Origin of the sequence: Pseudomonas fluorescens (assembly GCF_001708445.1) — a bacterium.
GTDB lineage: Bacteria > Pseudomonadota > Gammaproteobacteria > Pseudomonadales > Pseudomonadaceae > Aquipseudomonas > Aquipseudomonas gorinensis.
This window is the reverse complement of record NZ_CP015637.1, coordinates 262360-277941: the sequence shown is the minus strand read 5'-3', so window position 1 is coordinate 277941 and position 15582 is coordinate 262360. Positions and strand designations below refer to the sequence as shown.

14 protein-coding genes are annotated in these 15582 nt (G+C 60.4%); 5 read left to right on the top strand and 9 right to left on the bottom strand.

The window, feature by feature from the left end:
* Positions 1–338: 338 nt before the first annotated feature.
* The 3 genes from gshA to A7317_RS01195 form a co-directional block, all read right to left on the bottom strand.
* Complete coding sequence (gene gshA, locus A7317_RS01205; RefSeq protein WP_069075036.1) at positions 339–1922, bottom strand: glutamate--cysteine ligase; 1584 nt, start codon at positions 1920–1922, stop codon at positions 339–341.
* Positions 1923–2136: 214 nt separating this feature from the next.
* The gene (locus A7317_RS01200; protein WP_024072798.1) at positions 2137–2520 is read right to left on the bottom strand and encodes a PaaI family thioesterase; all 384 of its coding nucleotides are present in this window, start codon (positions 2518–2520) and stop codon (positions 2137–2139) included.
* Positions 2520–4844 carry a Tex family protein gene (locus A7317_RS01195; protein ID WP_024072799.1) on the bottom strand — a complete coding sequence of 775 codons (2325 nt, stop codon included), beginning with the start codon at positions 4842–4844 and terminating at the stop codon, positions 2520–2522. Before A7317_RS01195 ends, A7317_RS01200 begins: the two co-directional genes overlap by 1 nt.
* A 358-nt stretch (positions 4845–5202) precedes the next feature.
* Between A7317_RS01195 and ompR the strand changes: the two genes are divergently transcribed.
* On the top strand, positions 5203–5943 hold the full coding sequence (ompR, locus tag A7317_RS01190) for a two-component system response regulator OmpR (protein ID WP_024072800.1): 741 nt from the start codon (positions 5203–5205) through the stop codon (positions 5941–5943).
* A 117-nt stretch (positions 5944–6060) separates the two neighbouring features.
* A complete protein-coding gene (locus tag A7317_RS01185; protein WP_024072801.1) occupies positions 6061–7374 on the top strand; it encodes an ATP-binding protein in 1314 nt (437 codons plus the stop codon).
* A gap of 76 nt (positions 7375–7450) precedes the next feature.
* On the opposite strand, the gene rimK is transcribed toward A7317_RS01185, so the two are convergent.
* The 3 genes from rimK to A7317_RS01170 are packed head-to-tail and all read right to left on the bottom strand — an operon-like array spanning position 7451 to position 9628.
* The gene (rimK, locus tag A7317_RS01180; protein ID WP_024072802.1) at positions 7451–8356 is read right to left on the bottom strand and encodes a 30S ribosomal protein S6--L-glutamate ligase; all 906 of its coding nucleotides are present in this window, start codon (positions 8354–8356) and stop codon (positions 7451–7453) included.
* On the bottom strand, positions 8353–8817 hold the full coding sequence (locus A7317_RS01175; RefSeq protein WP_172831368.1) for an ATP-dependent zinc protease: 465 nt from the start codon (positions 8815–8817) through the stop codon (positions 8353–8355). The genes rimK and A7317_RS01175 overlap by 4 nt, the downstream gene beginning before the upstream one ends.
* Before the next feature lie 31 nt (positions 8818–8848).
* On the bottom strand, positions 8849–9628 hold the full coding sequence (locus tag A7317_RS01170) for an EAL domain-containing protein (RefSeq protein ID WP_024072804.1): 780 nt from the start codon (positions 9626–9628) through the stop codon (positions 8849–8851).
* Positions 9629–9744: 116 nt separating this feature from the next.
* Here A7317_RS01170 and A7317_RS01165 point away from each other — a divergent pair, with 116 nt between their 5' ends.
* The gene (locus tag A7317_RS01165; protein WP_024072805.1) at positions 9745–10152 is read left to right on the top strand and encodes an RNA-binding S4 domain-containing protein; all 408 of its coding nucleotides are present in this window, start codon (positions 9745–9747) and stop codon (positions 10150–10152) included.
* A 49-nt stretch (positions 10153–10201) separates the two neighbouring features.
* Here the strand turns inward: A7317_RS01165 and A7317_RS01160 are convergent, their stop codons facing one another.
* Positions 10202–11005: a phosphatase PAP2 family protein gene (locus A7317_RS01160; RefSeq protein WP_024072806.1), complete on the bottom strand. Its 804-nt coding sequence runs from the start codon at positions 11003–11005 to the stop codon at positions 10202–10204.
* A 126-nt stretch (positions 11006–11131) separates the two neighbouring features.
* Between A7317_RS01160 and hslO the strand changes: the two genes are divergently transcribed.
* Both hslO and A7317_RS01150 read left to right on the top strand, forming a co-directional pair.
* Positions 11132–12034: an Hsp33 family molecular chaperone HslO gene (gene hslO / locus A7317_RS01155; RefSeq protein ID WP_069075035.1), complete on the top strand. Its 903-nt coding sequence runs from the start codon at positions 11132–11134 to the stop codon at positions 12032–12034.
* Positions 12035–12213: 179 nt separating this feature from the next.
* On the top strand, positions 12214–13755 hold the full coding sequence (locus A7317_RS01150; protein ID WP_024072808.1) for a phosphoenolpyruvate carboxykinase: 1542 nt from the start codon (positions 12214–12216) through the stop codon (positions 13753–13755).
* A gap of 56 nt (positions 13756–13811) precedes the next feature.
* Here the strand turns inward: A7317_RS01150 and A7317_RS01145 are convergent, their stop codons facing one another.
* Both A7317_RS01145 and A7317_RS01140 read right to left on the bottom strand, forming a co-directional pair.
* Positions 13812–14663 carry an EamA family transporter gene (locus tag A7317_RS01145; RefSeq protein WP_069075034.1) on the bottom strand — a complete coding sequence of 284 codons (852 nt, stop codon included), beginning with the start codon at positions 14661–14663 and terminating at the stop codon, positions 13812–13814.
* 88 nt (positions 14664–14751) lie between these two features.
* The gene (locus tag A7317_RS01140; protein ID WP_017848567.1) at positions 14752–15108 is read right to left on the bottom strand and encodes a DUF1493 family protein; all 357 of its coding nucleotides are present in this window, start codon (positions 15106–15108) and stop codon (positions 14752–14754) included.
* Positions 15109–15582: the final 474 nt, after the last annotated feature.

Sequence of the window (15582 nt, the reverse complement as noted above, 5' to 3'; positions counted from 1 at the left end):
GGCATGTGAGGAGACTAAATGATCTAAGAATCCGAAAATAAATAACATTTTCGAATTAGCTTATGTGGAGAAAAGTTGAGGCTGATCTTGAGATTGAAGAAGGCAAATGTGGGAGGGGGCAAGCCCGAATGCCAGTCAGTTAAGGCTTTTTTGTAGGAGCGAGGGGGACGCCTAGTTCTTGCTCGCGAAAAACCTCAACGATAACGCGCGTGTCCTGAATGAACGCGGCGCCTGTGAGTTTTTCGCGAGCAAGAACTAGGCGTCCCCCTCGCTCCTACAGAAGGCGATTTACGCTGGCATTAGGGCAAGCCCCCTGCCACAGGGGACCGAGTAGGTTCTTAGTTGCTGATGGCGAGGATGCTCGCCTGGTACGACCCGACAAACACATCAAAGTCGCCCACTTCGTTCTGCTCCAGTTCCGCCTGTTGTGCCAGCGACGTGCGCGCCAGCTCTTCAAAGCGCGCCTGCTCAGCAGCTGGCAGTGGCTCCTGGCGGAAATGCTCGGCATGCACCTCGCTTTGGTGCAGGGAGAACTGCGCGAAGCTTTCCTTGCGTTCGGCCATCGCCGCCAGCACTTGGGCCGAGGGGGTCAGCGACGGGTCGTTGACCTTGGCCAACTGAGCGTCCAGCGCCTGGCTGTGCTCGGTGATGCCGTGGCTTTCATCAAGCAGGGCTGCCAGGGGCGCGATCTGCTCCAGCAACTCGGTGGCCCATTCCTTCATGTCCACGGCCTGGCCCTTGCGCTGCAATTGCAGGCCGGGGCGGCGGCCTTCCTTGACCACGCTGAGGAAGTTGGAGGTGGCGTTGCCGCACTCGTTGTTGGCGAACAACGGGCTGTCGTTCAGCGCGCAATACAACAGGAAGGCGTCGAGGAAGCGCGACTCCGGCAGGTCGATGCCCATCGGCAGGAACGGGTTGATGTCCAGGCAACGCACTTCGATGTACTGGATGCCGCGCGCCATCAGGGCCTGGATCGGCCGCTCGCCGGTGTAGGTCACGCGCTTGGGGCGGATGTTGGAGTAGTACTCGTTTTCGATCTGCAGGATGTTGGTGTTGAGCTGAACCCATTCACCGTCCTTGTGGGTGCCGATTTCGACGTAGGGCGCGTAGGGCGTTGCGACTGCCTTGCGCAGGCTGTCGGTGTAGCTGGCGAGGTCGTTGTAGCACGGCGTCAGGCCGGCCTGGGCGTTGCTCTGGTAACCCAGGTCGCTCATGCGCAGGCTGGTGGCGTACGGCAGGTACAGGGTGTCGGCATCCAGCACTTCCAACTGGTGCGAGCGCCCGCGCAGGAAGCCGGCGTCCAGGGCCGGCGAGGCGCCGAACAGGTACATCAGCAGCCAGCTGTAGCGGCGGAAGTTACGGATCAGCGCGATATAGGCGTCGGACTGGTAGTCGCGGTCGGTGCCAACAAAACCTTCGGTTTCCTTGAGCAGTGGCCACAGCTGTTCCGGCAACGAGAAGTTGTAGTGAATCCCGGCGATGCATTGCATGGTCTTGCCGTAACGCAAGGCCAGGCCCTTGCGGTACACATACTTGAGCTGGCCGATATTGGAGGTGCCGTAGTAGGCAATCGGAATATCTTCCTCGGCCGGCAACGGGCACGGCATCGAGGGGCTCCACAGGTATTCGCTGCCGAGCTTGGAATAAGCGAAGCGATGGATCTTGTCCAGGCTGCTCAGGGTATCGGCCGGGTTGGGCAGGGCTGGTGTAATGAACTCCAGCAGCGATTCCGAGTAGTCGGTGGTGATCTGCTCATGGGTCAACGCGGCGCCCAGGGCTTCGGGGTGCGGGGTTTGCGCCAGGCGTCCCTCACTGGTGACACGCAGGCATTCGCGCTCGATGCCATGCAGGCAATGCTCTAGCAGGGAGAGGTGTTCGCGCTTGCCGAGCAGGGCCAGGCGGCGGTTGAGAAGTTCGCTCAAGTTGGATTCCTTCACGCGTCAGTCGCCCCAATATGGGGGTGGGCAGGACGGTCTACAAGGGTGAAGTTAAAACTGGCGTTATCGCCTGGTTTTGAGTCGATTTGACTCGCTTTGAAAAAGCCTACTTCACTCCATGAATTGGGCTATAGCGCAGCAAGAAAATTCCGACGCCGTTATCGCAGCGCCGAAATTAACTCAAATCGAGGGTGGGGAGCTATAGGACAGCGAAGGTGCCTTGCGCTTTTGCGACAAGTCTTTCGTCCTGGTACACGTCAGCCTCGACCACCAGCGTGCGACGGCCTGCGTGGATCACTCGGGAGGTGCACAGCACATCACCGTCTTCCACGGCGCGGATGTAGTTGATCTTGCACTCGATGGTCGCGCTCTGCTGGTCGAACCCATGGGAGCTGGAGCACGCCAGCCCCATGGTGATGTCCACCAGGCTGAAAATCGCCCCGCCATGGAGCTTGCCTGCGCGGTTGCGCAAGTGCGGCTCCAGGGTCAGGGCCACCTCGGCAACGCCTGGCTCCAGGCGTTGCAGGCGGCAGCCGATCAGCTCGCTGAACGCGCTCTGGGTCAAGCCGGCTGGGATCTCCATCAGCGCTTCTTCAACTGCTTGGCATTGGCGAACAGCGAAGCCATGGCGTTGTTGGCCGGGGCGGCGGTCGCGGTTTCCTTGCGCGGCGCGTTGTTCTGCGACGGCCGGGGGGCCGAGCCTGGGCGTGCGCCACGGGCGCCGTCGATTTTCTCGCCGGGGGTGTCGCTCATGCGCATCGACAGGCCGACGCGTTTGCGCGGGATGTCGACTTCCATGACCTTGACCTTGACCACATCACCGGCTTTCACCGCTTCGCGCGGGTCCTTGATGAACTTCTCCGAAAGTGCAGAGATATGCACCAAGCCGTCCTGATGCACGCCGATGTCCACGAAGGCGCCGAAGTTGGTCACGTTGGTCACCACGCCTTCGAGGATCATGCCCAGTTGCAGGTCCTTGAGGTCTTCGACGCCGTCCTGGAACTCGGCGGTCTTGAACTCGGGACGCGGGTCGCGGCCAGGTTTCTCCAACTCTTGCAGGATGTCGGTGATGGTCGGTACGCCGAAGGTTTCATCGGTGTACTTCTTCGGGTCCAGGCGCTTGAGGAATGCGGCATCGCCGATCAGCGAACGGATATCGCGGTCGGTCTCGGCGGCAATGCGCTGGACCAGCGGGTAGGCTTCCGGGTGGACCGCCGAGGCGTCCAGTGGGTTGTCGCCGTTCATGACGCGCAGGAAGCCGGCGGCCTGTTCGAAGGTTTTTTCGCCCAGGCGGGCGACTTTTTTCAGCGCGGCGCGGGTCTTGAACGCACCGTTTTCGTCGCGATGGGTCACGATGTTCTGTGCCAGGGTGGCGTTGAGCCCGGAGATACGCGCCAGCAGTGCGACGGAGGCGGTGTTCACGTCCACGCCCACGGCGTTCACGCAGTCTTCCACGACCGCATCCAGGCCGCGCGCCAGTTTCAGCTGCGACACGTCGTGCTGGTACTGGCCGACGCCGATGGATTTAGGGTCGATCTTCACCAGCTCGGCCAACGGATCCTGCAGGCGACGGGCGATGGACACGGCGCCACGGATCGACACATCGAGGTCCGGGAATTCCTTGGACGCCAGCTCCGACGCCGAATACACCGACGCACCGGCTTCGGAAACCATCACCTTGGTCATCTTCATTGCTGGGTATTTTTTGATCAGTTCGGCGGCCAGCTTGTCGGTTTCACGGCTGGCGGTGCCGTTGCCGATGGCGATCAGGTCCACGGCGTGCTTGGCGCACAGGGCGGCCAGGATCGCGAGGGTCTGGTCCCACTTGTTGTGCGGTACGTGCGGGTACACGGTGGCGTGGTCCAGCAACTTGCCGGTGGCGTCGACCACGGCGACCTTGCAGCCGGTGCGCAGGCCCGGGTCGAGGCCCAGTGTGGCGCGCGGGCCGGCCGGGGCGGCCAGCAGCAGGTCATGCAGGTTGTGGGCGAATACGTTGATCGCCTCGGTTTCGGCACCGTCGCGCAGCTCGCCGAGCAGGTCGGTTTCCAGGTGGGTGTAGAGCTTGACCTTCCAGGTCCAGCGCACCACTTCACCGAGCCACTTGTCGGCAGGACGGTTCTGGTTCTGGATGCCGAATTGCTGGCCGATCATGCCTTCGCACGGGTGCATGGTACCGGGCAGTTCGTCGCCGACTTTCAGCGCGGAGCTGAGAATGCCTTCGTTGCGGCCGCGGAAAATCGCCAGGGCGCGGTGGGACGGCATGCTTTTCAGCGGTTCGTCGTGTTCGAAATAGTCGCGGAACTTGGCGCCTTCTTCCTCTTTGCCGGCGATGACGCGGGCGCTGAGGGTGGCTTCCTGTTTCAGGTAATTGCGCAGTTTTTCCAGCAGGTTGGCGTCTTCGGCGAAACGCTCCATCAGGATGTACTTGGCGCCTTCGAGGGCGGCCTTCACATCGGCGACGCCTTTTTCGGCGTTGATGAAGCGCGCGGCTTCGGTCTCCGGGGTCAGCGACGGGTCGTTGAACAGGCCGTCGGCCAGCTCGCCCAGGCCGGCCTCCAGGGCGATCTGGCCCTTGGTGCGGCGCTTCTGTTTGTAGGGCAGGTAAAGGTCTTCGAGGCGGGTCTTGGTGTCGGCGAGCTTGATGTCGCGTTCCAATTGCGGGGTCAACTTGCCCTGTTCCTCGATGCTGGCGAGGATACTGATGCGCCGTTCGTCGAGTTCTCGCAGGTAGCGCAGGCGTTCTTCCAAGTGTCGCAACTGGATGTCGTCGAGGCTGCCGGTCACTTCTTTTCGGTAACGGGCGATGAAGGGCACCGTGGAGCCTTCATCCAGTAGAGCGACGGCCGCTTCGACCTGTTGTGGGCGTACGCCGAGTTCTTCGGCGATGCGGCTGTTGATGCTGTCCATAAAACCACCTGAAATTCTTAGAAGCAGCTCGCAGGCCCGGAAAACAAGGCCTTGCGAGGCTGGTTGAGCGGCCCGACTGGCGCCGCTGCCTGGGTCAAGAGGCTGCCTATTGACCCTCGAAATCGAAAAAATCACGACAAGCGGGTGAAAAAAGCCCGGCAGTAAGCGGTAACGATCTGACGTTGCCCTGCACGAAGGCGCCGCATTATAACCAGCGTTCTGCCCTTGGGGGGTACTGCGCCAAATGTGAGGCAGGGCACGGGTTCGCTGGCGGTAGAGGAAAAATCTGCTAACAATGCACACGGTGCGTATAACGGCAGCTACGCCATAATGCGCGCCGAGATAAGAGGAGCATCCAATGAGCAGCACTGCACAAACTGCTGAAGGCGAAAAAATTCTCATCGTTGACGACGATCCGGGGCTGAGCAGCCTGCTGGAGCGCTTTTTCAACTCCAAGGGCTATCGTGCCCGCGCGGTACCGAATACCGAGCAGATGGACCGCCTGCTGGGGCGTGAAGTGTTCAACCTGGTCGTACTCGACCTGATGTTGCCTGGCGAAGACGGCCTCACCGCCTGCAAACGCCTGCGCAGCGCAAACAACCAGATCCCCATCATCATGCTGACTGCCAAGGGTGATGAGCTGAGCCGCATCAAGGGCCTGGAACTGGGCGCTGATGACTATCTGGCCAAACCGTTCAACCCTGACGAGTTGATGTTGCGGGTCAAGGCCGTATTGCGTCGCCAGGCACCTTCGGTACCGGGTGCTCCGGGCAGTGAAGACGAAAGCGTCACCTTTGGCGACTACGAGCTGTCCCTGGCCACCCGTGAACTCAAGCGTGGTGACGAAGTTCACATGCTGACTACCGGTGAATTCGCCGTGCTCAAGGCCCTGGTGATGAACGCGCGCCAGCCGCTGACCCGCGACAAGCTGATGAACCTGGCCCGTGGCCGCGAGTGGGATGCCCTGGAACGCTCCATCGACGTGCAGATTTCCCGTCTGCGCCGGATGATCGAGCCGGACCCATCCAAGCCGCGGTATATCCAGACGGTATGGGGTGTGGGTTACGTGTTCGTGCCGGATGGCACCGCAACCAAGTGACCAATGATTTGCAGGGGCGGGTATCCTGGCGATTGGCCCGATGAGGGTCGACGGGATACCCGGCGTCTGCAATTCTGCGAGCGCTGCTCGTTCCTGCAAGGTGTCTAGCTGTCTTCTATGAAAACCCCGCTGTGGTTCCCCCAAAGTTTTTTCTCCCGCACCCTTTGGCTGGTGCTGATCGTCGTTCTGTTCTCCAAGGCACTGACGCTGGTTTATCTATTGATGAACGAGGACGTGCTGGTGGATCGACAATACAGCCACGGCGTTGCACTGACATTGCGTGCCTATTGGGCCGCCGATCCCGAGAACCGCGAGAAGATCGCCAAGGCGGCCACCCTCGTGCGCGTCGCCGGCGCGGGTGTGCCGGAGGGAGAACAGCATTGGCCCTACAGTGAAATCTACCAGCGCCAGATGCAGGCGGAGCTGGGTGAAGACACCGAGGTTCGGTTGCGTATGCACGTTTCTCCAGCGTTGTGGGTGCGCGCGCCGAGCCTGGGTGAAGACTGGTTGAAAGTACCGCTGTACCCGCACCCACTGCGGGGACAGAAGATCTGGAACGTGTTGGGCTGGTTCCTGGCCATCGGCCTGCTCTCGACGGCGTCGGCGTGGATCTTTGTGCGTCAGCTCAACCAGCCTCTCAAACGCCTGGTATTTGCCGCCCGCCAGCTGGGGCAGGGGCGCAGCGTGCGCCTGCCGGTCAGCGATACTCCCAGCGAGATGACCGAGGTGTATGGCGCGTTCAACCAGATGGCGGAGGACGTCGAACAGGCCGGGCGCGAACGCGAGCTCATGCTGGCGGGGGTGTCCCATGACTTGCGTACGCCGTTGACGCGATTGCGCTTGTCCCTGGAACTGATGGGCAACCATACCGACCTGACCGATGACATGGTGCGCGATATCGAGGATATGGACGCGATTCTCGACCAGTTCCTGGCGTTTATCCGCGATGGCCGTGATGAAGTCGTGGAAGAAGTCGACCTCACCGACCTGGTGCGCGAGGTGGTGGCGCCCTACAACCAGAATGGCGAACAGGTGCGTATGCGTCTGGAGCCGATCCAGCCGTTCGCGTTGCGCCGGGTTTCCATGAAGCGCCTGTTGAACAACCTGATCGGAAACGCCTTGCACCACGCCGGTTCCGATGTGGAAGTAGCGGCATATGTGTCCGGCGACAGCGCAGCGCCTTATGTGGTGCTGAGCGTGATGGACCGAGGAGCGGGTATCGACCCTGCGGAGCTGGAAGGCATCTTCAACCCGTTCACCCGTGGCGACCGTGCCCGGGGTGGCAAGGGCACCGGTTTAGGCTTGGCGATTGTGCGGCGGATTGCGTCGATGCATGGCGGTAACGTCGAACTGCGTAACCGTGAGGGCGGCGGTCTGGAGGCGCGGGTGCGCTTGCCGCTGGGGCTGATGTTGCCCAGGGACGCTGTCTAGCAAACAACCCAGATCAAAATAGGGGAGGGGCGGCCCCTCCCGTATTGGGTTATAGATTGCGTCAGGGGCGGTAGTGCTAGCCCTTGCCTTTGGTCCTGGTCATATTCGGCCCGCCACTCTTCTCCAAGTGCTGAATGATGATCCCCGCCACATCCTTGCCGGTGGTGGTCTCGATCCCTTCCAGGCCCGGCGATGAGTTTACCTCCATCACCAGCGGCCCGTGATTGGAGCGCAAGATATCCACGCCTGCCACGCTCAACCCCATGACCTTGGCCGCCCGTAGCGCGGTCATGCGCTCTTCCGGGGTGATCTTGATCAGGCTGGCGCTGCCGCCCCGGTGCAGGTTGGAGCGGAACTCACCCGGCTTGGCCTGGCGCTTCATTGCTGCAATCACCTTGTCGCCCACCACGAAGCAGCGGATATCCGCACCGCCGGCTTCCTTGATGTACTCCTGCACCATGATGTTCTGCTTGAGGCCCATGAAGGCCTCGATCACCGACTCGGCCGCCGTCGCGGTTTCGCACAGCACCACACCGATACCCTGGGTACCTTCGAGCACCTTGATCACCAGCGGTGCACCGTTGACCATTTCGATCAGGTCGGGGATATCGTCGGGGGAGTGGGCAAACCCGGTGACCGGCAGGCCGATACCGCGACGCGAAAGCAGTTGCAGGGAACGCAGCTTGTCCCGCGAGCGCGCGATGGCGACCGATTCATTGAGTGGGTACACCCCCATCATTTCAAACTGGCGCAACACGGCGCAGCCATAGAACGTTACCGAGGCGCCAATACGTGGGATCACCGCATCGAATCCCTCCAGCGGCTTGCCGCGGTAGTGAATCTGCGGCTTGTGGCTGGCAATGTTCATGTAGGCACGCAACGTGTCGATCACCACCATTTCATGGCCACGCTCGGTGCCGGCCTCGACCAGGCGGCGGGTGGAATACAGACGCGGGTTTCGCGACAGCACAGCAATCTTCATGCAGCACCTGGGGTAGAAATTGTAGAGACCGGGAACACCGGCTTGTCTTGAACGTACTTGACGCCGGGATTGACCACCAGGTGGCCGTCAATCAGCGCCTTGGAGCCCAGCAGCAGGCGGTAACGCATGGCCTTGCGGCAGGCCAGGGTGAACTCAACTCGCCACACCCGATCACCCAATGCCAAGGTGGTGCTGATCACGTAGCGCACCTGCGCATGGCCGTTGGAACTCTTGATGGTTTTCATCGTCACCAGGGGTGCTTCGCAGCGGCGGTGGCGCAGTTGTACAACGCTGCCCAGGTGCGCGGTAAAGCGCACCCACTTCTCACCGTCACGCTCAAAAGGCTCGATGTCGGTGGCGTGCAGGCTTGAGGTGCTGGCACCGGTGTCGATCTTGGCGCGCAGGCCAGCCACTCCCAGGTCGGGAAGTGCTACCCACTCACGCAGACCCACAACGGTCAAATGGTCAAATGTCTTCAATATGGGTAACCGGTCAATTCGCCCAAGCCTTCGGTGTAACCTCGGCCAGGGCTTTGAATGCGGGTTTGGCGAACCAGTATCCCTGCATCAGAAATATTCCGCAGTCGGACAGGAAGTCACGCTCCCCGGCACTTTCGATACCTTCGGCGATGACAGTAACCCCCAACTGCTCACAGATTGTGACAATCCCCTGGACGATGACCTGCCGGACACGATCCTGGTCGACATCGCGAATCAGCGCCATGTCGAGTTTGATCAGGTCAGGTTGGAAATCAGCCAGCAGATTCAGCCCCGAATAGCCCGCGCCGAAATCGTCGATGGCGGTCATGAAGCCGAATTCGCGGTATTCACGCAGAATATTGGTCAAATGGCGATAGTTATCTACATGCTCGCTTTCCAGTGTCTCGAAAATCAGCTGGTTCAGTGGAAAGTTATGTGCCCGGGCTGCCTCCAGGGTGCTGCGAATGCACAGCTCGGGCCGATAGACGGCATTGGGCATGAAGTTGATGGACAGTCGGGTTTGCATGCCCAGTGCCGCGGCACCGGCAATCGCCAGGGTGCGGCAGCGCTGGTCGAAACGGTAGCGGTTGCTATCGTTGATCTGCTCCAGCACTGACAGCGCCCCTTCGCCATGGGTGCCGCGCACCAGGGCCTCGTGGGCAAAGATCGAATGGTCACGCAGGTCTACGATAGGCTGGTAGGCGAAAGCGAAATCAAAGCCCAGGGGTTCGCTTTGCTGGCACCCCACGCAGCGTTGATCAGGCGAGGTGAGTGAAGTCGGGAATTCGGTCACAGGATATCCTCGCGTAAACAAGTTACTACCTGGCGTATCTTAGGTGAGCCTGGGGGTTTATGCGTCGAAGGGTTTCAACGGTAAAGTTGCGACATTTTTCAGAGCGAGGAATTCAAGTGGCTCAAAAGCAGGAAGAGGAAGAAAAAGTCCGTCTGGACAAGTGGTTGTGGGCGGCGCGTTTCTTTAAAACGCGTGCCCTGGCCAAGGCCGCTATTGAGAGCGGCAAGGTGCATCATCGCGGCGAGCGCTGCAAACCGGGCAAGGAGCCGCGGATCGGCGATGAGTTGCAGGTTCGTATAGGTTTTGAAGAAAAGACCGTCGTGGTCCAGGCACTTTCCACCGTTCGCCGTGGTGCACCCGAAGCGCAAGCGCTGTATGTCGAAACGGAAGCCAGCATCGCCAAGCGCGAAAATGCGGCGGCCATGCGCAAGGCAGGTGCCACCGGCATGACCACCGATGGCAAGCCGAGCAAGAAGCAGCGCCGCGACCTGTTCAAGTTTCGCGGCAGTGGCAATGATGATTGACCTTGTCGAACGGTGGCGGGCTTGTTGTGGCAAGCCCGCTCGCCGCAGGCTAATGCGTTGCCCTCACGACACTGAGTCGACCGATCAGCGGCACTCGCTGAAACAGGCCGAACAGCGGCGCCGTCACGTGTAGCAAAGCGCCCGACACCTTCGCCGCAAACGGCGTGTAATACCCCCACCCCAGCGCCAGCAACGCCAGCAGCACGCCGCCGATGTAATCGTCCTGGCCCCAGTGCGCCCCCGCCACCAGGCGCGGCATCATGAACAACAGCGCCAGGCCCCAGATCACCAGTACCTGGCCAACCCGCCTGGCGAACACGGTCATGAACATCCCCCAGATCAGCAACACCGAAGCATGGTCCCCCGGGAAGCTCTGGCTCGAACGGTCTTTCAGCTCCCAGGCCTTCTCCAGGCCAGGGAAAAAGTCACTCATTTGAATGGCGCCGCTGATGACCATCGACGGGCTGCTGTGTTGCCAGCCCATCTGTGCCGCGAGTTTGGAAAACAGCATGCGGATGAACAGCAACAGCAGCAGAATGCCGACAAATCCTAACGTCGCCTGGCGCACCTGCGCGGCCTTGAATACCCAGTCACCGCGAATCAGCAACGTCAGCAAGATAACCCCGACCACCGCATCAAACGGCCGCAGACTGGCTACGGCCCACGTGTGCAGCCAGGTCGGGCTGGTCGCCAGCGGGTCATTGAGCAGGTGAAACAGCCACTCGTCGAAAATCACACACAGCATCTGGCCCGTGGGCCACAGCCAAAAAACCAGCAGTCCGATAGCGAGTAGATTGCAAAGAGCCCATCGCCGGAGGTTCCACTTGGCTTGGAACAAACCCGGATTGTTCATAAACTGTCCCTCTTCGCTCTATATAAGCTCTCTGTTGCCAGGAGAAAACCGCACCAATTTGGTGCTAAAGCGTTTAATTTTATAAACCTTGTCATCAATTTGTCATCAATTCAGATACCCAGACCTATGACTGATTTACCGGATACCGACTTCACCCAACGCTTCATCTTCGACGAGATCGACGCCCGCGGCGAACTGGTCTCGCTGGAGCGCAGCTATGCCGAAGTCCTTGCCAAGCACCCCTATCCGGAGCCGGTCGCGCAACTGCTCGGTGAGTTGATGGCGGCGGCTTCGCTGCTGGTAGGCACCATGAAATTCGATGGTTTGCTGATTCTTCAGGCGCGGTCCGAAGGCCCTGTTCCGATGCTGATGATCGAATGTTCCAGCGAGCGGGAAATCCGTGGCCTGGCCCGTTACGACGCCGACTTGATCACCCCGGACGCGACCCTGTCCGACCTGATGGCCAACGGCGTGCTGGCAATTACCGTTGACCCCACCGAAGGCCAGCGCTACCAGGGCATCGTCGACCTCGACGGCGAAACCCTGTCGGATTGCTTCACCAACTATTTCGTGATGTCCCAGCAAGTCGGCACCAAGTTCTGGCTCAACGCCGACGGCATGTGTGCCCGTGGCCTGTTGTTGCAACAATTGCCGGCCGACCGCATCAAGGACGACGATGAGCGCACCGACAGCTGGCGCAAGCTGACCGCCCTGGCGGGCACCCTCACCGCTGAAGAGCTGCTGGCCCTGGATAACGAAACCATCCTGCATCGCCTCTACCACGAAGAGGCTGTACGCCTGTTCGATGCACAGTCCCTGCGCTTCAATTGCAGCTGCTCGCGCGAGCGTTCGGCCAATGCGCTGGTCAGCCTGGGCCTGGAAGATGCGCAGGCATTGGTGGTGGAGCACGGTGGAAATATCGAGATCGATTGCCAGTTCTGCAACGAGCGCTACCTGTTCGATGCTGCCGATGTGGCTCAATTGTTCGCCGGGGCGGGCATTGATACCCCTTCCGATACCCGCCACTAAAACGTTTAAGTACAGGTAAATCACCTGACAAATGCCGGATTAGCGCTGTTCTGACGGGAGGGCCCTACTTTTTTTGGGCTTTTCTGGCATAATCCGGCCCACTTTTTTCGCGGTAGTAGTGCGCAACTTTCTACTACAAAACGTTTGGAGCACTCGGCCATAGGCCGACGGGGAACCTCATGACGCAAGCCAATAACGCCGTATACACCGATCTGAGTGTTGACGATCTGGTCAAAGAAGCCCTGCAGCGCGGTGAAGGCGTGCTTGCCGATACTGGCGCGCTGGTCGTAGAAACCGGTCACCGTACCGGCCGTTCGCCAGTCGACCGTTTCATCGTTGAAGAGCCTTCCACCCAGGACGCCATTGCCTGGGGCCCGATCAACCGCAAGTTTCCGGCCGACAAGTTCGACGCCCTGTGGGCGCGTGTCGAGGCGTTCAACAACGCGCAAGAGCATTTCGTTTCCCACGTGCATGTAGGGGCTTCCGAAGACCACTACCTGGCCGTGAAGATGACCACCCAGACTGCCTGGCAGAACCTGTTCGGTCGTTGCCTGTTCATCAACCCAGCCAAGTACAACCCGGCCGGCCGTGACGAGTGGCAAGTGCTCAACGTGGCCAACTTCGAATGCGTGCCAGAGCGTGACGGCACCAACTCCGACGGTTGCGTGATCCTCAATTTCGCCCAGAAAAAAGTGCTGATCGCCGGCATGCGCTACGCCGGTGAGATGAAAAAAGCCATGTTCTCGGTACAGAACTTCCTGCTGCCGGCTGCCGACGTTTTGCCGATGCACTGCGCCGCCAACATTGGCGAAGCAGGCGACGTGACGCTGTTCTTCGGCCTGTCCGGCACCGGCAAGACCACTCTGTCTGCCGACGAAAGCCGTTACCTGATCGGTGACGACGAACACGGCTGGGGCGAAGGCGTGGTGTTCAACATCGAAGGCGGCTGCTATGCCAAGTGCATCGACCTGTCCGAGAAGAACGAGCCGGTTATCTGGAAAGCCATCAAGCATGGCGCCGTGCTGGAAAACGTCGTCATCGACGAGGCCGGGCACGCCGACTACTCCGATGTCAGCCTGACCCAGAACAGCCGCGCGGCCTACCCGCTTGAGCACGTGGCCAAGCGTTCCGAGAAGAACCTTGGTGGCGAGCCTAACGCGGTGATCTTCCTGACCTGCGACCTGACCGGCGTACTGCCGCCAGTGTCCATCCTCAGCGAAGAACAAGCGGCCTACCACTTCCTGTCCGGCTACACCGCACTGGTGGGCTCGACCGAAATGGGTTCCGGCAGCGGCATCAAGTCGACCTTCTCCACCTGCTTTGGCGCGCCGTTCTTCCCACGCCCTGCCGGTGAGTACGCTGAGCTGCTGATCAAACGCATCCGCGGCTTCGGTTCCAAGGTCTACCTGGTCAACACCGGCTGGACCGGCGGCGGCTACGGCGTCGGCAAGCGCTTCAACATCCCGACCACTCGCGGCGTGATCGCAGCGATCCAGAGCGGCGCGCTGATCGGCGTTGAAACCGAGCACCTCGACACCATCAACCTGGACGTGCCGTTGGCGGTACCGGGTGTTGAGACTGGCCTGTTGAACCCACGTAACACCTGGGCTGACAAGGCGGCTTACGACGAGGCAGCGAAGGCGCTGGCCGGCCTGTTCATCGAGAACTTCAAGAAGTTTGAAGTGAGTGATGCGATCAAGGCTGCGGGTCCGAAGTTGTAAGAGTCAGTCGCTGTTAAAAAGCCGCCCCCAGTGGGCGGCTTTTTTGTGGGCGCTGATCATTGCGCAAGGTGCAGGACTACGGCCCCGACCAGTACCAGCACAACCCCCAGCAGCTGCACCGCCGACAAGCGTTCCTTGAAAAACACAAACCCCAGGATCGCCGCAATCCCGCCTGATAACGTACTGATGACCGTCACTACTGACACCGACCCTGCCATCGCCCCCCACGAAAACGCCGAGAAACCACCCAGGTTCATCACACTCGCGCCGGTCAGCGCCGCGCAGTTTTTCAACGGCGGGATCTTTAGGCCATCCTTGATCTTCAACACCATCACCACCAGCACGCATAGGCCCACCAGGTAGCCGAGCCAGAGCATGGTGATCGCTCCCAGCGTCGGTAGCGTGTAGCGGCCTTGCAACCAGAAACTGGTGCCGTACAGCATCGCCGCGAGCATGGCGTAGGCGATGGAGCGGTTTGACGTGCTGTGGGGGACGCCGTTGTCCTTGTGAATGCTGGAGAGGATTACACCGATGACGCACAGGACAATGCAGCTGAGCTGGATCAGGCTGATGTGTTCGCCGCTCGCCCAGGACAGCAGGGTAGTGACGACGCCGTAGGACGTCACCAGCGGCGCGACGATGGCGGCTTTGCCCAAGGCGAAAGCCTTGGACAGGGCGAGGGCGCCGGAGACGGTGAACAGCGCGGCAGCAATGCCCAGCAGCCAGGTGCTCAGGGAGGCGTTCAGGGCCTTGAGAAGCAAGGCCGGGAAGATCACCAGCAGCAGGGTCATGATCAGGACGCCGAGGGCTTGGCCGAAGTACACCGCGCGTTTAACGCCCACGGCCCGGGCGTTAAGGCCCACGAGAAAGTCTGTGCCACCCCAGAGCAGGGCGGCCAGCAGGCCCATTGTTACATCCATGTAAGGTCCTTGTTGTTTTGAGCGCGGCTCGCCAGGTTAGCGCAGATCCAATGGTGTGCCTGAAGTCGACGGTCGCTCAGCTCAGGTTTTCCAGCGTCTGCGTATCCCAGCTGTGGGTTTTGATCGCCAGGTAGAGCATGCCGATGGTCAGCGGGACCTTTTCGCCACGCCCCTTGGCTCGACGCTTGAGGAACACGTCAAAGACCGGTGGGTTGAAGTAACGATAAGTGTCGTAGTCGCCCAGGTCGAGGGCAAATTCCTGCTCCAGTGCTTCCATGAGTTGCTTGGCTTCACTGCCGTCACAGCCCAGGTCGAAATTGAGTGAGGTTTGCAGGCGGATGGTCTTGTGTTTCGGCAGGCCGATTTCTTCGTGCAGCAGTTGCAGGAGCTGCTGCATCACGGGGTCTTCGGGGAAGTTGGGGGCGAGGTTCATGGTGGGGGCACGCAGGAGTGGGTGAGGGGGAGGGTTGCGTTGGAGGCGGTAACTGTTTCGAGTGACCAGCAAGCGAATGCCGTAGCTAAAAGCGAGCACCGGAATGCTGTCGAATTGTAGCTCGGTTACCCAGCGCGTGGCGCCAAACAGGAGTGTTGGGCTTGTCACTATCAGGGCGAACCCAAGCCACGTTCTGAGGGCAGGACGCTTCATCTTTCTGTCGAGCAATACGGCGAGTAAGACGAGGGTGATGAGGAATATCCAAAAAGAGTATTCGGTCATCGTTTCACCCACCTTGGTATTGTCGGACGAAGGTTGAGAGTGATCGCTCAGGGCTGACCAGGACATGGCTATTGCCGGGCATCACTGCAAAGCGCATCACGGTGAAGATGACCCCGTAGTGGCCGATGTGTTGAGTCCTTTCGATGTTCACGGGTTTCTGCCGAAACAGTTGAGAGGGCGTTATTTTCATTC